The organism is Deinococcus sp. JMULE3, from assembly GCF_013337115.1.
Classification (GTDB): domain Bacteria; phylum Deinococcota; class Deinococci; order Deinococcales; family Deinococcaceae; genus Deinococcus.
Window position 1 is genome coordinate 388989 of the sequence record NZ_SGWE01000004.1, and the last position, 20145, is coordinate 409133.

The 20145-nt window shown below is 73.8% G+C and carries 9 protein-coding genes; 4 read left to right on the top strand and 5 right to left on the bottom strand.

What is annotated here, in order from left to right; genetic code table 11:
• The first annotated feature begins 76 nt into the window (after nt 1-76).
• Nucleotides 77-9955 (top strand): translocation/assembly module TamB domain-containing protein, encoded by a 9879-nt coding sequence (locus EXW95_RS04690; RefSeq protein WP_371809906.1) that lies wholly within the window; start codon nt 77-79, stop codon nt 9953-9955.
• A gap of 112 nt (nt 9956-10067) precedes the next feature.
• Here EXW95_RS04690 and EXW95_RS04695 read toward each other — a convergent pair whose 3' ends face one another.
• Entirely contained in the window at nt 10068-10517 is a 450-nt protein-coding gene (locus tag EXW95_RS04695) for a hypothetical protein (protein ID WP_174366483.1), read from the bottom strand.
• Nucleotides 10518-10580: 63 nt separating this feature from the next.
• Here EXW95_RS04695 and EXW95_RS04700 point away from each other — a divergent pair, with 63 nt between their 5' ends.
• Nucleotides 10581-13706, top strand: coding sequence for a hypothetical protein (locus EXW95_RS04700; protein ID WP_174366484.1), 3126 nt, complete (start codon nt 10581-10583; stop codon nt 13704-13706).
• A gap of 234 nt (nt 13707-13940) precedes the next feature.
• Here the strand turns inward: EXW95_RS04700 and EXW95_RS04705 are convergent, their stop codons facing one another.
• A complete protein-coding gene (locus EXW95_RS04705; protein WP_371809907.1) occupies nt 13941-16070 on the bottom strand; it encodes an ABC-F family ATP-binding cassette domain-containing protein in 2130 nt (709 codons plus the stop codon).
• 63 nt (nt 16071-16133) lie between these two features.
• On the bottom strand, nt 16134-16655 hold the full coding sequence (locus tag EXW95_RS04710; protein ID WP_174366485.1) for a hypothetical protein: 522 nt from the start codon (nt 16653-16655) through the stop codon (nt 16134-16136).
• A 195-nt stretch (nt 16656-16850) separates the two neighbouring features.
• Here EXW95_RS04710 and EXW95_RS04715 point away from each other — a divergent pair, with 195 nt between their 5' ends.
• Nucleotides 16851-17753, top strand: a complete 903-nt coding sequence (locus EXW95_RS04715) for a rhodanese-related sulfurtransferase (protein ID WP_254605499.1) — start codon at nt 16851-16853, stop codon at nt 17751-17753.
• A gap of 165 nt (nt 17754-17918) precedes the next feature.
• The gene (locus tag EXW95_RS04720) at nt 17919-18497 is read left to right on the top strand and encodes a DUF305 domain-containing protein (RefSeq protein ID WP_174366487.1); all 579 of its coding nucleotides are present in this window, start codon (nt 17919-17921) and stop codon (nt 18495-18497) included.
• A 70-nt stretch (nt 18498-18567) separates the two neighbouring features.
• On the opposite strand, the gene EXW95_RS04725 is transcribed toward EXW95_RS04720, so the two are convergent.
• Both EXW95_RS04725 and EXW95_RS04730 read right to left on the bottom strand, forming a co-directional pair.
• Nucleotides 18568-19596, bottom strand: a complete 1029-nt coding sequence (locus EXW95_RS04725) for a hypothetical protein (protein WP_174366488.1) — start codon at nt 19594-19596, stop codon at nt 18568-18570.
• 175 nt (nt 19597-19771) lie between these two features.
• Nucleotides 19772-20137, bottom strand: coding sequence for a hypothetical protein (locus tag EXW95_RS04730; RefSeq protein WP_174366489.1), 366 nt, complete (start codon nt 20135-20137; stop codon nt 19772-19774).
• Nucleotides 20138-20145 lie beyond the last annotated feature (8 nt).

A 20145-nucleotide genomic window follows, 5' to 3' on the forward strand; every position in this document is an offset into this window, starting at 1 on the left:
TGCGTAGAATGCGGGGAATGCGGCCAGGAGCGTGTGGACAGTGGGGGGACCGGGCAACGCCGGGCCGGGTGGAGGCGTGACGGGTCAGCGTCCGGAGGACCGTGACGTGACGGACGAACAGGCCGCGCCCGAGCCGATGAGCCCGGAGGGCACGCCGACCCCGACCCCAGTCCGCCGCCGGGGTCGGGCATGGTGGTGGGTGCTGGGCGTGCTGGGCGCGCTGCTGCTGTTCCTGGCGTTTCTGCCCGCGCTGCTGGGTGGGGCGCTGCTGTCGCGTTTCGGGGCGCCGGCGGGCGTGAGTGCCGACCGGGTGACGGGGCCGCTGTGGGCGCCGGGCCTGTCGGGCGTGCGGGTGAACATTCCGGGCCTGAAGGGCGAGGCGGGACGCGTGGGCGTGACGGTCGCGGGCGTGAATCCCCTGACGCGGGTGGTGCGGCTGAACGTGCAGGCGTCCGACGCGGCGCTGAACCTGAAGCTGCAGGAGCTGTTCGGCGGGGGCGGCGGCGCGGGGGGCGGCGGGGGCGGCTGGAAGGTCGTGCTGGGCGGCCTGGACGTGCAGCGCACCCGCCTGACCGTGGACGGCACGGGCTTCAACGTACCCGACGGGCGTTTCACGGTCACGCCGGGGCAGGGCGGGGCGCTGGCGGTGCGGGGCGCGACCCGCGACGGGGACCTGAACGCGGACGTGCTGGTCGCCGAGAAGGCGGGCGTGAACGTGTTCACGGTGAACCTGGACGCGGACGCGCGGGTGCTGAACCACTACTGGCCGGGCGTGACGGCGGGGCGCATCACCGGGCGTTACGTGCTCGGCGACGGTCCGATCGTGGGTGACCTGCGGGTGACGGACGCGGCGCTGCGCGTGTCGGAGGCGAAGTTCGTGACGGTCACGGGCATCAGCGGCGCGGCCACGCACCGGGGGGACGACATCCGCCTGAACCTCGCGGGGCGCGGCTGGAACGGCCCGGTCACCGCGACGGGCGGCGTGGACCTGAAGGCACAGAACTGGTCGGTCACGGCGGACGCCACGCCGACCGTGTCGGGACTGGCGCGCGCGCTGGGCACGACCGGGGACGGCGACCTGAAGTTGCGGGTCACGGCCGGCGGCTGGAGCACGGTGCGCGTGAAGGCGTACGCGCAGGGCGCGGGGACGCTGGCGGGCGTGGGCTTCAGCGACGCGAACGCCGAGTACACCTTCCTGAGCGAGGACGGGAACGTGGCAGGTCAGACGAACGATCTGGCGTTCAGCGCGGACACGGCGCTGGGCGGCTCGGCGCAGAAACTCGCGGGCCGCTGGGCCTTCGGGCGCGAGGGCCGCGTGAGTCTGAACGGCACCTTCGCGCAGAAGCCGCTGGACGTCGAGGGCCGCATCGACGCGCAGAACCTGCTGGCCTTCGACGGGCAGGGGCTGGGAGGTCCGCTGCGCGGCACCTTCGACCTGAACGGCACGCGCCTGAACGCCACGCTGAACCCGTCCTTCGGCGCGGCGGGCGCCCGCGTGGTCCTGAGCGGCACGCCGGACGACCTGCGCGCCCGCGTCACGGACGCGCAGGCGGGACCGTTCACGGGCCTGTCGGGCACGGCCGCCTTCGACCGGCGGGGCCTGCGGGTGGATCTGGGCGCGGCCAGCCTGAATCTGGATAAGAACTTCCGGGGGACGTGGGCGGCGCGTGACCTGTCGGGCAGCGGCGTGACCCTGAACGGTGGGGGCCGCATCGACCTGACGGGCGGGGACGTGACGGGCACCCTGAGCGCGGCCGTGCCGGGCGTGCCGCAGCCGCTGCAGGGGCCGCTGGCCCTGAACTACGTGCGGCAGCGGGGGACGTTCACGGCGGGCTCGCAGCGCCTGACGTGGAACGGGGACGCGTTCGGGCTGCGCGCCCGGAACCTCGCCGCAGCGGGCGGCCTGCGGGTCACGGGGGACGTGACGGTCACGAACACCCTGAAGGCCTTCGGGTCGCTGCGGGCGGTCGGGTCGGGCGTGACGGTCACGGCTTTCGCGCGGGGCACCAGCGCCAACCTGCGCGCGGACGCGGGCGGCGTGACCGTCCTGGCCGACGCGGACCTGCGCGCCCCGTACAGGGTGCAGGCGCGGGTGGCGGGCGCGGACATCCGGGGGAACGTGACGCTGGACAGCGGCGTGCGTTTCAGTCTGACGACGCGGGGCGATACGGCCAGCGGCACCGTGGACGGCGAGACCATCACCGCAAAGGGGCGCGTGAACCTGGGCGCGCTGCGGCCCCTGCTGCCGGGCCTGGACCTGGGCGGCACGCTGGACCTGAACCTCGCGGGGCGGGGCGGGTCGGCGCGCGTGAACGCGCAGGCGGCAGGGGCGGACATCACGGGCAGCCTGACCCGGCAGCCCACCTCCGGCACGCCGATCACTGCGAACCTGACCGTGGCGTCGGGCAGCGGGGCGGGCAGCGGGGCGGCGCAGGTCGCGGGCCGGGTCTTCCCCGACATTCAGGTGGGCGGGACCGTGCAGGCGCAGGGGCAGACCCTGAACGCCCGCGTGACCGGCCCGTACGGCGCGCTGAGGGCCGCCGTGACCGGCCGCACGGGCATCCTGTCCTTCGGGGGCGTGACGCTGCCCGCGCAGGCGGTGAACCTGCGGGGCACCCTGACACCCGCCGTGCGCGTCAGCGGCACGTGGGGCGACCTGACCGCCGCGTACGACGGGCGCAGTGGGCTGGTGCAGGTCAGCGGCGCGCAGGCGCTGACGGCGTTCGGGCAGGCGGGGCGCGTGCAGGGCCGCGCGTCGTGGGCGCCAGGACCGGGCGGGTCGTTCCGGGGCGGCGTGAACGCGCGCGGGGTGCTGGACCAGTACACCCTGGCGGTCAGCGGGCCGTGGAACGGCCTGAATCTCCTCGTGACGGACGGCGAGGGCCTGCGGGCCGAGGGGACCGCCTCGCTGCCCAGCGGGCGCTACGACGTGGATGTCAGCGGGCCGCTCGGGAACGGGCTGTTCGTGGACGGGAACGTGCAGGGGACCGGCGCGGAGCCGCGTGGGCAGATCGCCGTCCGTGACGCGCAGGGGGGCCGCGCAAGCGTGACCCTGGCGGGCTTCGACAACCTAAACCTGACCGCGCAGGGCCTCACGCTGGCCGGGCAGCGGCTGGAGGGGACCCTGACGGCCCGGAACGGCGTGCTGGATGGCCGCCTGAACGCCGGGCCGTTCCTGGTCCGCGCGGACCGCGGGGCGCTGCGCGTGACCGGTTCCGTCGCGGGACAGGAGGTCACCGCGACCGGACGGGTGCGGCTGCCGGCCACGCTGGAGGGTCTGAACCTGCGCGTGACCGGGCCGTACTTCACGGCGGCGGCGACCGGTGGCGTCGCGGACCTGCGCGGCACCCTGACCTTGAAACCGCAGCGCTTCGCGGCGGGGCCGACCGCGCTGAGCGTGCCGGGGCAGTCGTTCCCGCTGCGCGCGTCGTTGACCGGGCTGCGCGCGACCGTGGGCGGCCTGACGTACGTGGGTGGAAACTGGACCGGAGCGCTGGGCCTGCGCTACGCGCTGGGGAGCAGCCCCGCAACAGAGCAGGCGGGGACCGTGCGGCTGGCCGGGCAGGGCACGACCACCCTGCTGGCGCTGCCGTCGGGGCCGCTGACCGGGCGGGTGTCGGTCCTTCCGGCGCTGGGCGGCACGCTGAGCACCAGCCTCGCGCCGTTCGCGGCGGGCCTCCCGGCGGACGTGCGCGCGGCGCTCGTGCCGGGGCGGCTGGAGGTCGCGCTGGGCGGCAGCAGTGCCACGCTGTTCACGAGCGGCACCCGCTACCTGGGTGACCCGCTGCGACTGGACGCCCGCGCAGACTGGAACAACGGACTGAACGTGAGGGGCACCCTCACCCACCCGGGTTCGCGGATTCCGGTGGCGTACGGCGGCGCGGGCCTGACGGTCCGCAGCGCCGTGCTGGACGCGCGGGTGCTGACCCCGGTGCTGCCGGGCGCGCGGGGCCGCGTCGGCCTGAACCTGAGCGTCCCGCAGCTGGACTTCGCGCGGGCGACCGGACGCGCGGACGTGAACGTGCAGGCCGCCGGGCAGTCGGCGCGCGGGAGTGTCAGCCTGCTGCGCGGGCAGGTCAGCGCATCCCTGAGCAGCACCCTGGGCGGGCAGGCGCTGAGCGTGCGCGGCCCGCTGTACCCGCAGGCGAACGCCGCCGTGACCTTCGAGGACCTGCGCGCCGCCCTGACCGGCCGCGCGGGACCTGGGGCGGGCGACGCGCTGAACCTGCGCGTGAACGGCTCGTACGCCGGGAAGGCCGTGAACGTCACCGCGACCGGCGTGGCCCTGACGGGCGGCGCGGCGCGCGTGACCCTGGGCGGCAGCGTGGCGGGCGCGGCGCTGGACCTGAGTGCGGCGCAGCGGTCCGGGGCGGGCCTGGGCGCCTGGACCCTGGGCGGTTCGGCGAACGCGGGCGACCTGCGGCCCCTGCTGGGGCAGGCGGGCCGGGCGTCCGTCACACTGGGCGGCACTCTGGCCGACGTGCGCGCCACCGCACAGGGGGAGGTCGCGGGCGTGACCTTCCGCGCCCCGCTACGGTACGCGGGCGGCGCGCTGCGCGTGGACGGTGCGCAGGCTGAACTGGCGCAGGGCACCGTGCGGGCGGGCGGGCCGGTGTTCCCGGTCCTGAAGCTGGACGCGAAGGCGACCCTGACCGATCTGCTGCCCGGCACGTACACGGCGCAGGTGCGCGGCAGCTTCGCCCGGCCGGACGTGACGGCGCAGGGCATCCTGACAGACGGTCCATCGGGCCTGCGCGCGGCGGGCACGCGCGTCTCGGCGCACCTGCTGGGCGGCACGTACCGCGCGGTGTTCACCGGCGCGCCCCTGACTGGCGAGGTACGCGGCGACCTGGGCACCGGCGCGCTGGGTGGCCTGCAACGCGCCGCGCTGACCCTGAACGCGGCGCTCGTGAATGCCGACACGGACGTGCGGCTGCGCGGCCCGATCGGCTGGAACGCCCGCACGGGCTTCAGCGGAGCGCTGCGCGCGGTGGGTGACGTGCCCGGCGGGCCGCTGGACGCCCTGCTGGACGGCACGCCCACCGGGGACCTGACCGTGGCCGCCACGCTGGGCACCGGCGTCCGCGAGGCCCGCGTGACCGGGCGCCTGCCCGCCAGCCTCCCGCTGCGGCCGGGCGGCACGCTGACCCTGGCGAGCTTCGACGCGGGTGCCCTGTGGGGCCGCGCGGAGCAGCTGCGCCTGAGCGGCGCGGCCACCCTGGGGGGCGCGTCGTGGAGTGCGCTGAACGCCTCCTTCGGCGGGGCCGTGCAGGACCGCGAGGGGGACCTGAGTGGTGACCTGAGCGCCCGTTACGCCGCCGGGAACGCCCGCGTGCAGCTGAGCGGCGCGCGCTCGAGCGGACTGGCCACCCTGGACAGCGGGCGTTACGCCGCGTCGCTGCGCCTGGACGGGCTGCGTGCCGCGCGGCTGCTGCCCGCCGGTCTGGACGTGGACGCCCTGACCGTGGCGGGCACCCTGACGGCCAGCGGCACCCTGTCGGGTGGGCTGGAGGCGCTGAACGCGCAGAACCTCGCGGTGAAGGGCGAGCAGGCGCAGGCCGGGCCGTTCAGCCTGTACGGCCGCGCCGCCTTCGATCCGCGCGCGGACGTGCTGAGCGCCGACCTGAGCGGCAGCCTGCGGGACGGCGTGCTGCGCGCCCAGGGCTCGCTGCCGGGCGGGCTGCGCGTGACCGCACGGGACCTGAGCGCCGCGTACCTGAACGCCGCGTCGCTGGGGAGCGGCACGCTGGGCGCGGACCTGACCTTCACCGGCCGCGCCGCGGACCCCGCCGTGGCGGGCCGCGTGACGCTGTCCACCGACCAGCTGGAGGCATTGATCACCGCGTCGGGCCGGGTGCTCGACCCGCGCCTGAACGCCCGCGCGACCCTGAAGGGCAGCCTGGGCGGCGCCGTGTATGCCGAGGCGAGCGACCTCGACCTCGCGGCGGGCACCCTGCGCGCGCGCCTGTACGGCACGGTCCGCAGTGGTGACACCCGCGCGACCCTGGATCTGAACGGCGTGTGGCCGCGCCTGTCCGGGGCGGTGCGGGCCAGCGTGGCGGGCCTGCCCGACCCCGTGACCCTGACCGGCGACGGGCGCGGCACGTACGCGCTGGCGGCCGGGCGACTGGGTGCGGGCACGCTGAGTCTCACGCCGGGCGCTAACCTCATTCCGGCGCTGGCGGGCCGCCTGAGTGTCACGCCGCTGCCGCTGGTGGGCGGCGCGGGCGAGGCGACCCTGAGCGCCAGCCTGGGCGGCACGCTGGTCTCACCCACCCTGGCGGGCACGCTGAACACGCGCGGCGCGGCGCTGGCCGGGGTCACGCTGGGCGACCTGAGCGGCACCCTGTCCGGCACGCTGAGCGGCCTGAAGGGCACCCTCGCCCAGGCGGGCCGGACGGTCGCCGCGCTGGACGGCACCCGCCTGACCCTCAGCGGCCTGGGCGCCAGCGCGTTCGGCAGCGACCTGGAGGTCACGGGTACCGCCGCGCTGGACGGCACCGTCGACCTGACCGTGGACGCCTCGGGCACCCTGGCGGGCCGCGTGCAGCTCACGAACCGCGCGCAGGCGCTCGGTGCGCGCGGGAACCTCAGCGGACCGCAGGGCCTGCGCGCCGCGCTGGAGGTCACCGCCGACCGGCTGGGCGGCTGGCGTGGCACGGCGCGCGTCACGGGCGGTCCCGCCGGGGTGCTGACGCAGCCGCTGACGCTGCGCCTGAGCGGTCCGCTGGGGACGCCACTGGCGCAGGGCGAGGCGGGCCTGCTCGGCGCGGGCGCCCGCGTGGTCGCCAGTGCGCGCGGCGTGCAACTGCGCCTCGTGGACGGCCCGCAGGCGCAGGGCAGCGGCGTGCTGGAAGCCCGCCCCGGCGCGCGTGAGTGGGCGCTGCTGGGCACTGCCAGCCTGACCCGCCCCGAGGGCGCCGTGACGGTCACGGCGGACGGCACCCTGGCCGACCCGCGCGCGCAGCTGTCCGTACGGCGCGGCGAGTGGCGCGCCAGCGGCAGCGTCAGCCTGCGGGCCGCCGACCTGAACGTCTCGGACGGACTGGTGGACGGCTCGCTGCGCTGGCAGGCCGGGCAGCTCGCGGCGAACCTGCCGGGCCTGAACCTGGGCCGCCTGGGCGTCACGGGCCTGTCGGGCCTGCTGACCGCCGTGGGCAGCGTGAACACCGACACCAGTTCGGGCCGCGTGACGCTGAACGTGCGGGAGCTGGACACGCCGTTCACCGCGCCGTACCTGGGTGTGGCGCTGCGCGGCAGCCTGGACGGCGACGTGACCCTCGCCGGGGGCCGCCCGAGCGTGAACCTCACGGCGGCCCTGCGCGCCGGGACGCTGACGCTGCGCGCCGCGCAGGGCCCGGACGTCTGGACGGGCACCCTGACGGGCCGCCTGACGCAGGACGCCGGGAGCCTCGACGTGAACGTCCGCGCCGCCGCGGACGGCCTGCGCGGGCAACTGGGCGTGACCGCCTACCCGCTGGACGTGGCGGGCCAGACCGTGCGCCTGAGCGGCACACTGAACCTGGACGGGCAGACGTTCGCCGCCGACCTGCGCGGCGGGAACGGCATGGGCAGCGCGGACCTGACCGCGTCCGGCGGCATCGCCGACCTGATCCCGGCGCTGGAGGGGGTCCTGGCCGTGAACCCCACCGGGGACGGCTACGCCCTGCGGGCCACCCTGGACGAACTGGAGGTCCGGGACCTGAAGATCGCCCCGGCACTGTCGGGCCGCGTGAGCGGCGAGGCGAACCTGCGGGACGGGGGCGGCACCTTCGTGCTGCGCGCCGACGCGCTGACGGTCGGCACCCGCACCCTCCCGGCCCGCCTGGAGGGCACGCAGGTCGGCGCGGACTGGCGCATCCGTGGCTTCCTGGGCGAGTCGGACTTCACGGCGGGCCTCAGCGGCGGCGAGGTGTTCGGACAGGGCAGCCTGCGCGCCCTGCCGGTCGGGGCGCTCGTGGGGGCCTTCACCGGGCAGACGCCCGGCGAGGGCGTCGTGACCGGCGTGGCCCGCTTCCGCTTCCCGCTGGCCGACCCGCCCGCCGGGACGCTGAACGTCGTGGCTGAACGCATCCGCGTCAGTGCCACCAGCGGCGAGGGCGAGGCGGCCGTGACCGAGACCCTGACCGGGAGCGGCACGCTGGACTTCGCGGCGCGTGAACTGCGCGGCGTGAACATCCAGCTGGGCGGTGCCGGCACCTGGGACGTGCGCGGCCAGTACACCCGCGAGAACGTGAACCTCAGCGCGCAGTTCACGGACACCACCTTCACGCCGGTGCTGCGCCTCGTGCCGGGACTGGTGGACCTGACGCCCAGCCTGAAGGGCACCCTGACGGTCAGTGCCGCCGGGACGTACGACCGGCCGCGCGGCCTGATCCGCGCGCAGAACCTGCGCGGCAGCGTGGCGGGCCTGAGCCTCAGCGTGCCGCAGTTCGCCGGGGACCTGCCGGACAGCGGCGCGTTCACGGCGGGCGGCCGGGTCCTGACCGGCGGGACCGTCGGCACGGACGGCACGCTGGACGTCGCCGGGCAGCTCACGCTGGGACGCCTGAGCGGCACGCGCGTGACCTTCACGGGCCTGCTGGCCCCGCAGGCGCTGGGCGCACTGCCGAACACCACCGCGACCCTCGCGCAGCAGAGCGACGGCCGCTGGACGGTGGACGCCCAGAGTCGCAGCAGCACGGCCGCCAGCGGCGCCGGGACGCTCAGCCTGACCGGGACGCTCTCGCCCCGCTGGGACCTGAGTCTCGCCGCGCGGAACTACAACCTGCCGCTGGCGGTCATCTACGGCCGCGAGAGCGCCCTGAACGCCGACCTGCGCGCCGTGGACGACGGCAGCGTGATCCGCGTGACCGGCGCGGCCGACTTCGCACGGCTGATCCTGGGCCGCGTGAACGCCCCCACCACCATCCCCGCGCCCGGCCAGAGCAGCACCGACACCGGCACGGGCCGCACCACCGACAACTTCGTCAGTCCCCTGCCCGAGGAATTCACGACCTTCCCGAAAGCGGCGCAGGCGGACGCCCCGGCGCCCGCGCGACCCTTCCTGCAGCGGCTGGTGTTCGAGGACATTCCCATCCGCGCCACGAACGGCATCCGCATCGACGAGAACCTCGTGCGGGCCGAGTTCACGGGCGACCTGACCCTCGCGGGCAGCGGCGACCGCCCGCGCCTGAGCGGCGAGGTGCGCTCGCAGCGCGGCTTCGTGTACCTGCGCGAGAACGAGTTCGCGCTGCAGGACAGCAGCGTCACGTTCAGCGGCGACAACCTCTACCCGCGCTTCACCGTGCAGGCCAGCGGGACCGTCACCGCCGTCACCACCCGCCAGCGCGTGCCGGTCACACTGGAACTCAGCGGCGAGTTCGTCACCCGCAACGGCACGCCCGTACTGGACCTGACGACCACGCTGCGCTGCACCGCCGAGGGCAGCAGTTGCGCCGACCCCGACACCGGCCTGCCCTACGGCGAGGCGGAACTGTACGCGCTGGTCGCCACCGGCGTCCCGAACCTCGCCGCGCTGCCCAGCAACCTGGGCGCGCTGGGATCGAGCGCCATCCAGACGGCACTGAACGTGTTCGTGCTGGGCGAATTCGAACGGACCATCGCCAACGCGTTCGGGCTGGACGTGTTCCGCCTGACGCCGAACCTGAGCGTGGAGAACGGCACGGTCGGCGCGACCATCACGCTCGGGTCGTACCTGACCCGCGACCTGTACCTGCAGTACCAGGTGGACCTCAGCGGCGAGGGGCTGATCAACGCCGAGTACACCGCGCCCGACAGCCGCTTCACGTTCAAGGTCAGCACGCCCCTGAAGGGCCTGAACCTCCAGTCGATCCGGCCGACCTTCAGCGTCGGGTACAACGTGAACGACCGCACCAACGTCAGCTTCGGCGTGGAGAACGGCGAACGCGGCGCGGTGTTCCGCTTCGGGGTGCGCTACCTGTTCGGCCGGTGAGGCGGGGGGCGGGGGGCGCATCCCCTCCCTGCCCCGGCACCCAGCCATGAAACACAGCCATGAGCAGCGCCGCCCCCGCAGACAGCAGGGGCGGCGCTACTCAGATCGTCAATCAGACAGTGACGTTCGCGCGGGGTTCCAGCGCGTAGAAGGCCACGACGGCCACCAGGGTGCCCACCCAGCCGGGGGCGCTGCCCAGGTCCAGCTCGAAGGGGCGGCCCAGGACGGTGCTGCCCAGCTGCCCGACGAGTTTCTCGCCGGTCTGCTGCGCCACGACGTTCCAGCCGACGATGGGTTCCCCCATGAAGCCGGTCACGCGGTCCACGCCACGCAGCGTGAGTTTCTGCGCGCCGACGTTGCCGCGCAGTTCGCCGTCTTCCAGCTCGATCTTCACGCTGTCGGCGCCGACGGTGCCCTGCACGCCGCGTTCGGTGATCTCGAGGTTGATGTCCTTGCCGTGCAGCTTGCCGCCCGCGCGGCCCGTGATCGTGTCGCCGTCGATGACGCAGCGGATGCCGTAGCCGTCCGCTCCGCCGAGGCGGCCCTTGATGAGGTCTTCCATGCGCGCGAGTATAGCGTGACGCCCACGCGCAGGTGCCGTCCGGACGTGTGACATCATGGTTTCATGGGGCCAGCTTCCACGTTCCACGCCGCCGCGTGGTCGGCGCTGACGCAGGCGTGGCAGGACGTGCAGAAGTGCGCGCAGCCCGCCGCGGCGCTCCTCACGGGCGAGTCCGGCGTCGGGAAAAGCTGGCTGCAGACCCAGTGGTCCCGGCAGTGGCGGCCCGATCAGGTCCTGAGCGGCGGGGCGTTCCTTCACCTGCCGGACGCGGCGCGGCGGTCCCTGCCGGAACAGGTGCAGGCGCAGGCCGATGCGCTGGACGACCTGGCCCGCCGCGCCGGTGGCGTGTGCCTGCACCTGGACGCGCTGGACACCTGGCCGAACGAGGACCTGACCCGGCTGAACCTGCTGTGGCACCACCTGACGCGTCTGGGCACGCCCGCGCTGCTGCTCGGGACCGCGCAGACGCTGCCCGGACCGCTGTGGCAGGGCTGGCAGGCGACCGCCACGCTCACCGGAGGGCCTGCCCCGCTGGAACTGCCGCTGGGGCCACTCCCGCCGGAGCAGGTAGAGGCACTGCTGCGCTCGGCGCTGCGCGGCGCGCCCCCACCGGAACTGCTCGGGTGGCTCGGGGGGCGGGGTGACACGCGGGCCGGACCGCTGCTGGACGCCGTGCGGCAGTTGATTCAGCTGGGCGGTCTGCGCCGCGAGGACAGCACCTGGGTGTACCACGGCGGGGTGGACGCCCTGCTGGATCAGGACCCGTCCGACCTGACGCTGCTGGCTGCGGCGGCCGAACCGGAGGTGCTCGGGGTGCTGGCGACCCTGGCGGTGGCCGGGCGGCCCCTGGGTGCGGACGAGTGGGCGGCGCGGTCCGGCGGCCCGTTCGTACCGGCGCAGCGGCGCGCGCAGGCGCTTCGACTGGTGCGGCCAGTCACGCACGGCACGCAGGTGGTGTGGACGCTGAGTTCGCCGGACCTGTCCGGCGCGGTGCTGGGCCAGCTGTCCCTGGCGCAGGTGCGGGCGCTGCACGCGCAGGCCCTTACACACGAGTCCAGCACGGGCCTGCGCGCCCTGCACGCCCGCCGGTCCGGTCAGCTGGACCTGCCCCTGACGCAGCGGGCCGCGGCGGAGGCGCTGCGTCAGGGCCGCCCGGCCGAGGCGCTGGAGCACCTGCAGGCCCTGCTGGACGGCGCGCCGGGGCACCGGCGGGCGCCGGCGTGGGGGCTGGCGCGTGCGCGGGTCCGCTGGGCGCAGGGGGACCTGCGCGGCGCGCTGGCCCTGCTGGAAGAGCCGGACCTGCTCGGCGCGGGGCGCGGCGTCACGCTGCTGCGCGCGCAGGTCCTGCGCGACCTGGGCCGCCTGCACGAGGCGGCCGACCTGTTCGGGATCGCCGAGCGTCCCGCCGAGCTGTGCCTGCTGGCCCTGACCCTGCGGGAACTTGACCGGGTGGCCGAGGGCGAGGCGGTGGCGCTGCGGGCCATGCGGGGCAGCAGCGGCGCGGCGGCCGCGTACGCCCGCGCGGTCTGGGGGCGGCTGCTGTTCTCACGCGGCGCGTACGACGACGCCCGGCGCGAGGGCGAGGTGGCCGTGCGGACCCTGCGGCGGGACGGCGGCCTGCCGTTCCTGCGGAGCCTGATGTGGCTGGCCGCGACCCTTGACCACCTGGGGCTGCGTGAGGAGGCCGCGGCGTGCCTGCGGGAGGCGCAGGACGAGGCCGTGCGGACCGGGGATCATCACGCCCGCGTGCTGGTCCTGACGTCCCTGGCGGTCACGCGCCTGTCCGCGTGCGACCTGCCGGAAGCCGAGCGGGCCGCCCGGTCCTCGATCAGCCTGTGCCGCAGCCGCGCGCACCTGCCGCAACTGGCCGCCGCGCAGCACAACCTGGGCATGGTGGCGTGGCTGCGCGGGGACCTGCGCGCCGCGGCCGGGCACTTCCTGGAGTCCTGGCGGGTGGGCCGCCGGGCGGGCCGGGCGATGTGGGCGCTGAACGCCAGCGCGTTCCGGGCGCTGTGCCTCGCGCTGCGCGGCGACGTGCGGCTCGCCCGGGCGGTCCTGCGCGACCCGCGCGCCCCCCAGGCGTTCCGCACGACGGGCATGATCGCGGCGTACCTGCACCTCCTGACGGGTGACCCGCGCGCGGCGCTGTCGGTCCTGAGCGACTGGGACGCGCCGGGCAACGCGTGGCTGCAGGCCGAGGGCGAGGTCGTGCGGGGCCACGCGCACGCCCGGCTGCAGGAGTGGGACGCCGCCCAGCGCCGGTTCGAGGAGGCGGCGCGCGTCGCGCAGGCCGGAGGGGCGCCGCCCATGCTCGCCCAGGCCCTCATGGGGCTGGGCACGCTGCGCGCCCTGCGCGGCGACGCGGGGTCGGCGCGGACGCTGGCCACCCAGGCGCAGGACGTGGCCCGCCCGCTGGGCCTGGGTGGCCTCGCCGACCTGAGCCGCGCCGTGCACCGGGACGCGGCTATACAGCTCGACGTTCCGGACGTGCCCACCACGGGCGCGGTCCGGTCGCTGCGGACCCTGGGCCGCTTCACGGTGGACGTCGCGGGCGAGGCGGTCCCGTGGCGGGGGCGGACCACCCGGCACCTGCTGGCCCTGCTGCTCGCCGGGCAGCTGGGGGGACGCCCGGCCCTGCTGACCCGCGACGGACTGTGCGTGAACCTGTGGCCGGACGTGCCGGACGCCGTCGCGTACGGCAACCTGCGCAAGAGCGTCTCCAGACTCCGGTCCCAGCTGGGGGACGCCGCGAGCATCGAACTGAGCGCGCAGGGCACGTACCGCCTGACCCTCGCACGCGTGGACGTGCAGGCGTTCCTGAACGCCGCGCAGGCCGGGGATGATCAGGAGGTCCTGCGGCTCTACGGCGGACCGTTCCTGCCGGGCGAGGACCAGCCGGACGTGATCCTGCTGCGCCTGCACCTGCACGGCCTGTGGCGCGCCGCGACCCTGCGCCGCGCCGCGACCCTGCCCGCCGCGCAGACGCTGGAGGTGCTGTGGCCGCTGCTGCTGGACGATCCCACCGACGAGAACGCCGCGCCGCTGACCGCCCACGCCCTGCGCACCCTGCCCGACCGGGCCGCGAGCCTGGACTGGCTGCGCCGCTGGCGGACCATCCTGGACGCCGAGAACGCCCCCTACCCGCAGGAGCTGCTGCTGCTCGGCCGTCTCCTCAGCGCTGCCGACTGATCGAGGGCCGCAGATTGACTTGCCCACTCGCCCCGGACGGCGCCCGCGCGGTGGCCGGGCAAGTGGCGGAACTCGTGGCGATGAACCTCCGCGTTCCGGGCGGGGTCGGTGGAATCTGCCCCGGAACGTGTCACGCCCGCTCCGTACCCTGCGATCAGTGATGCCGACTGCGGCGCCGCCCTGGGAACCGCGACGCTCCTGGGAGCACCTCGCCGTTCCCTGTGGGCACCGGGATCAGCGCCCGATGTGCCCGCCACGTCCCGGCACGAGGCCCACCCGCTCGAAGTATGCCCGGCGGGTCAGGACCGGCCCGCCTTCACCGAGTTCCACGCGGCCCACGTTCCAGCGTTCGAACAGGACGCGCAGCGTGCCCCCCAGCAGCGCCGCGCCGAACCACGCGGGCGGCTCGCCGTTCCAGCGGAGCGTGTGCCCGTCCCAGGCGAGGTGCGGGCAGCCCTCGTCGTGCGCGGCCCAGAACATCCCGCCCGAGTCGCCGAGACGCTGCGCGCGGACGGTCAGGGGCGGCTCGCGGACCTCCGCGTCGAACTGCGGGGCGCTCCACACCTGCGAGTACAGCCAGTACAGGCCCTGCTGCACGGCGTGCGCCTGGGCTCTCACGCGGGCCTCCTCGCGCCCGGTCAGGCTGCCGGGCGGGCGGTCCAGTTCCGCGCGCAGGGCAGAAAGCTGGGCCTCCAGCGGCGCGAGGCGCTGCCGGGGCGTGGGCGGCGGCGGCGGTGGAGGCGGGTCGCCCTGCAATGTCGCCGCCGGGTCGAGGTACTCGCGGCTGCCCCAGCCGCTCACCTCGCGCAGCGCGGCGTCCTCGATCACCCACAGGCGCGTGGCGACCTCCCGCGCGAAGCGGCGGTCGTGCGTGACGATCACCACCGCGCCCCCGTACGCCTGCACCGCGCCCTCCAGCGCCAGCAGCGCCTCCACATCCAGGTGGTTCGTGGGTTCGTCCAGCAGCAGCAGGTCCGCCCGCAGGCCACTCACGAGGGCCAGCCCCGCCCGCGCCCGCTCGCCGCCCGACAGCACCTCCGGGGTTTTCGGCCAGTCGTCCGCGCCGAACCCCGCGCGGCCCAGCAGGGTGTTCGCCTGCCGCCCGAAGCGCCGCTCGAACTGCGCGTGCAGCCCCTCCCCCGGCGTCAGGCCATGCCACGTCTGATCCAGGCTGGCGACCGTCACGCCCGGCGCAACCCGCAGCGCAGGCGGCGACCCGACCTCCCCCGTCAGCGGATCCGGCGCGGGCGGGTCGGGGTGCAGTTCGCCGGACAGCAGGCGCATCAGCGTGGTCTTGCCCGTGCCGTTCGCGCCCATCAGCGCCACCCGGTCCCCCTGCCGCAGCCGGAACGCCGCGTCTGACAGCACGGGCCGGTCCCCGTACGCCTTGCTCAGGTGCTCCCCCCACGCCACCAGCGGCGCACGCGCCGTGCCCGCCAGCAGGCGCATACGGATCTGCCGCTCGGGCAGCGGCGCCTCCGGCACGCTCTGCCGCTCCGCGCGGGTCTTCAACGCCCGTGAGCGGCGACCCCAGCGGTCCAGCACCTCCACACTCTTCGACAAGCGCTGCGACTCGCGTTCCCCCAGCCGCGCCGCGCGGGCCTGCGTGCGCCGCTCCAGCTCCCGCTGCGCCGACGCCCGCGAGTACCCACCGGGATACCCCGTCGCCCCGCCATGCTCCAGCCACACGCTGCGCGTCGCCACTGCGTCCAGAAACTCCCGGTCATGACTGGTCAGAAGCACCCCACCCCGGAACGCCCGCAGCCACCCCTCCAGCCACTCGCGCATGCGGATATCCAGATGGTTCGTCGGTTCATCCAGCACCAGCAGGTCCGGTTCACGCGCCAGGGCCAGCGCCAGCGCCAGCCGCGTCCGCTCCCCCCCGGACAGCGTGCTCGCGTCCCGGTCCAGAAAGCGCGTCAGGTCCAGCATCCCCAGCACCCGCGCCACGCGCGACGGCCAGCGGAACGCCTCCACGTCCTCCAGGTGCGCGTGCAGCGCCGACCAGCGCGCCAGCACCTCCGGATCACCCAGGTCCGCCTCCAGCTCAAGCAGACTCACCTCCAGCGCCCGGTACGGATGCGCCGCGTCCACCAGCGACCGCACACTCCGCCCCGCCGGATGCGCGTGATGCTGCTCCAGCACCGCCACCCGCAACCCATCCGCGCTCCAGACCTCACCCTCCTCCGGCACCCGCTCCCCGACCAGCACCCGCAGCAGCGTCGTCTTCCCCGCCCCGTTCCGACCCAGGAGCGCCACCCGCTCACCCAGTGACACACCCACACCCACGCCGTCCAGCACCACCCGCTCGCCGAACAACACCGACACGTTCGACGCAGCAATCAGGGTAGACGGCACAGACACGCCCGCAAGGCTAACAGAAGGGCCCGAACAGGAAATGCGCCGAAGGGCTCAGATGGGAGCGAGTTACTCCGAAATCATTTCCTTCAGCAGACTGTCTCTGATCTGCCCGGCCCACTGCTTTCTCTCTTGGCTCAGCGCATATTCCGGCCGCATGAACCAGCGGTCGAACTCCTGTGGCAAGGCTGGGAAGAGCTCGAAATCCCACGCTCCATCATCCGAATACACGACGCCATGGGTCAGCTCCGCCAGAGCGGAGGCGAGACAACCGTACAGAATGTTGATCAGTGCCGACTGCCCCGCCGAGCGTCGGAAGTACCACCAGTGTCCGCTGATTCGCGCGGTATCGAACACAGCGGAGAGATCAGTCCTATCTGCTTCGATAGGCAGCCCGAAAGTCTGCTCGAACCCCTCCAAGTCAAGTTGCTTGAAGTAAGCACTGGTGCCTCCAGCCACGTCCTGCACCGTAAACCAGAAGTAGGCGTTCGCCGTGCAGGCAAACGGCGCATCGAGAAGCAGGCCCTGACCCTCGTGAGTGCCGCTGGTCAGGAGCTGAACCTGAACGGGATTGCTCTGAGGAAGCCCCATTTGAGGTATGCGTCCAGCTTGAGACAGCCCAGCGAGAGCACCTGGCGCGTCGTGGGCAGTTCCACCCGGCCCGGGTAGACGTCGAATGTAGTCGCCACGAAAGCAGGGTGACACACCCACGCGATCCACCATTACACTTTCCACCCGTCCGCTATCCTGTGTCGGATGTCGGTCGTGCCTCACCCTGCCCCTGAAATGTCTTCTTCCGCGCCGTTCGTGGTGGCGGCGCTGTATCAGTTCCGGGCGGTGGCGGACCCGGCGGGTCTGCGGGAGCGGCTGCTGGCGCTCGGTGAGGCGGGGGGACTGTGTGGGACGCTGATCGTGGCGTCCGAGGGGATCAACGGGACGGTCGCGGGGAGCCGCGCGGGCATCGACGCGCTGCACGCGGCGCTGCTCACGGAGGGCTTCGCGGGGCTGGAGTACAAGGAGTCCGGCGCGTCGGCGCAGCCTTTTAAGCGGTTCAAGGTGCGGCTGAAGCGGGAGATCGTGACGCTGGGCGTGCCGGTCGCGCCGGAGCGGGAGGTCGGGCAGTACGTCGAGCCACACGACTGGAACGCGCTGATCGAGTCGGAGGACGTGGTCGTGATCGACACGCGCAACCGGTACGAGGTGAAGGCCGGGACGTTCCGGGGCGCGGTGGATCCGGGGATCGAGTCGTTCCGGGAGTTCCCGGCGTGGCTGGACGAGCACGCCGACGAACTGCGGGGGAAGCGCGTGGCGATGTTCTGCACGGGCGGCATCCGCTGTGAGAAGAGCACGAGTCTGCTGCGGCAGCGCGGGTATCAGGACGTGTTTCACCTGCGGGGCGGGATTCTGCAGTACCTGGAGGACGTGCCGCAGGAGCAGAGCCGCTGGGACGGCGAGTGTTTCGTCTTCGACGGGCGCGTGACGGTCGGGCATGGCCTGCGCGAGGGCGCGGCGGTGATGTGCCACTCGTGCGGCTGGCCGCTGGGTGAGGCCGAGCGGGCGCACGCGCTGTTCGAGGAGGGCGTCAGTTGCGAGCACTGCCACGCGCGGACCACGCCGGAGCAGAAGGCGGCATTCCGGGAGCGGCAGCGGCACTTCGACCGGCAGGGGCAGGAGGGGTGCGGGGCGTGACGGTCGCGTGAGGCGGAGTCCGTCTATTTCGCCCTCCACCCGGAACACCACCGGGTTGCCAACTCCACGCCCGGACTCCGCTCTGCTCCTTCTCTGCGGGGCAGCTCTGCGAGTCGCATCCGCTCGGATTGAACGGTTCTGGCGAACCATTCAATCGGAGCTCATATGAGGCGGCGCGGCGCGCTGGTCGTCCTGGCGGGCCTGGGGGTGGGCGGCGCGCTGCTGCTGGCCCAGCCCCGCCCGGTCACGCCCGCGCCGGGCAGTCCGGAGGTGCGCTTCGTGCAGGACATGCGCTTGCATCACGATCAGGCGGTCACGATGAGCGTCCTCGTGCTGAAGGTCGCGGTAGACCGCTCGGTGCGTTCCCTGGCGCTGGACATTCAGCTGGGTCAGGAGGAACAGAACCGGCAGATGGAGGCGTGGCTGCGCCGCTGGAACGCCCCGGACGGCTCCCAGCCGAACGCGATGCACGCGGGCATGATGGGCATGGCCACGCGGGACGAACTCCTGTCCCTGAAGACCCTGCCCGCCCGCGAGGCCGAAACGCAGTACCTGCGCCTGATGCGCCGCCACCACCAGGGCGCACTACTCATGGCCCGGCCCCTCACAGATAGTCGTCAGCCGCTCGTCGCTGGTCTCGCCCAGCAGGTGACCGCCACGCAGTCCGGTGAGATCCGCACCCTGGACAGCCTCCTGAAGGCACGCGGCGCGCAGCCGCTCCCAGCGCCGCACGGGATGCACTGAGGGGCCGTCAAAGGGTCTGAGGGTCGAAGAGTCCAAAACGCAACGGCCTGAATCTTCGACCGTTCGACCCTCAGACCGCTTCCTCCGGGACGGGTGCGGGGAAGATGAGGGCGCTGAGTGCCAGGCCGCCGAGGGCGGTCATGACGGCCACGCCGAGCCACAGTTCGAGGCTGAGGCTGGTCTGGCCGCGCCACACGGCGTCGCCGAGGTACGGCACCCAGACGCTGAGGGGCAGGAGGAACGCGAAGGCGCGCAGGTGCCAGGGGCGGCTGGGTGCGGGGCGCAGGAGGGCGTGCCACACGTCGATCAGGAGGCCGGTGGCGACCGCCAGCAGCGGCACGCGGACATTGCCGGGGAGGATCATGAGGGTCATGCCGAGGTTCGTGACGCCGTACATGACGGCGACCGCCCCGAACGGCAGGGTGAAGCGGCGCAGCAGGAGCAGGGGCGGCGCGGCCATGATCACGGCAGTCAGGAGGAGGGTGCCCAGTTCCCCGCGCGTCTGCACGTAGCCCATTCCCTGCGGGACGGTCAGGAGGCCCCACAGGTACATGTGCATGAACGCGGTCATGGCGAGCAGGCTCGTGGCACTCAGCGTGGCGACCCAGCGGACGACCGGGCGGGCGGCGCGCGGCTCAGGGCTGCGCCACGCGGCGTTCAGTGGGGACGCGGCGATCAGCATCGCGCCGAGGAACAGCAGGAGGTGCGTGGGGGACAGCAGCGCCTCGATGCCGACCTCGATGCCCAGCACGGTGTGCCACGTCAGGTCTCCGACGCCACCGAGCGCGAAGATCGGCACGCCCAGCGCGGCGAGGTGGTACCCGTCCGGGAAGGCGCTCAGGCCGCGTCGACCTTCGCGCCAGCCCTGCGCCGCGAGGAACAGGCACCACCCGGCGACCGCCAGGAAGCCGCTGTAGAACGCGGCGTGCCAGGGCGTGAAGAACGTCTCCAGCGTCTCGCCGAACTGGTTGTGCGCCCAGCCGTCCGTGAACACGCCCGCGATCAGCCACCACGCCAGGCCGATGGTGACGAGGTTCTGGCGGGTGGTCGCACGCCCCGAGCTGTTGGTCGGGACGAGCTTGGTGGGCGCCGTGGTCATGAGGGCAGTGTACCGGCGTGGGAACTCTATGGATGCAGACCGGTTCGTTGATCACCCGGAAGAAGTTCGGGGTGCTGACTCCAGGCGCTGGACCCGGTTTTGTTTTCTTCTCTGGTTCGCAGATCTGTGGGACACACCCGCGTGTACGGAGTGGTTCGCAGGGACCGTTCTGTCGTTACTCGCGCGCCTCGTTGATGTCGATGATGCCGGTAAAGTCCTTGTACTCCATGACGAGCTCGTACGTGCCGTTCCGTCCTTTACCCAGCGCGTTCAGTGCCCACTTGCCTTTGGGGCACACCTGTCCGGCCACCTGCACCCCGGCGGGGTCGAGCAGGCGCACCGTGACGTTGCCCTTGCGGACGTCGCATACACCCCGGACGCCAACAGATTGATCGTCCTCGTAGGTGATGAAGCCGTAGCGGCTCTCGCCTGTGGCGTTCAGCATGTAGGTGGGTGTCAGGGTGACATAGCCGAACCGGAGTCCGAACGTGAAGTACATCAGCGTCAGGACCAGGGCCAGGGCAGCAAGCAGCAACCGCATTCCACCGA

Coding starts and splice junctions, on each gene's coding strand:
- EXW95_RS04720 (WP_174366487.1), top strand. CDS start 17,919: ATGAGGCGGCGCGGCGCGCTGGTCGTCCTGGCGGGCCTGGGGGTGGGC.
- EXW95_RS04725 (WP_174366488.1), bottom strand. CDS start 19,596: ATGACCACGGCGCCCACCAAGCTCGTCCCGACCAACAGCTCGGGGCGT.
- EXW95_RS04700 (WP_174366484.1), top strand. CDS start 10,581: ATGGGGCCAGCTTCCACGTTCCACGCCGCCGCGTGGTCGGCGCTGACG.
- EXW95_RS04730 (WP_174366489.1), bottom strand. CDS start 20,137: ATGCGGTTGCTGCTTGCTGCCCTGGCCCTGGTCCTGACGCTGATGTAC.
- EXW95_RS04695 (WP_174366483.1), bottom strand. CDS start 10,517: ATGGAAGACCTCATCAAGGGCCGCCTCGGCGGAGCGGACGGCTACGGC.
- EXW95_RS04715 (WP_254605499.1), top strand. CDS start 16,851: ATGTCTTCTTCCGCGCCGTTCGTGGTGGCGGCGCTGTATCAGTTCCGG.
- EXW95_RS04710 (WP_174366485.1), bottom strand. CDS start 16,655: ATGGGGCTTCCTCAGAGCAATCCCGTTCAGGTTCAGCTCCTGACCAGC.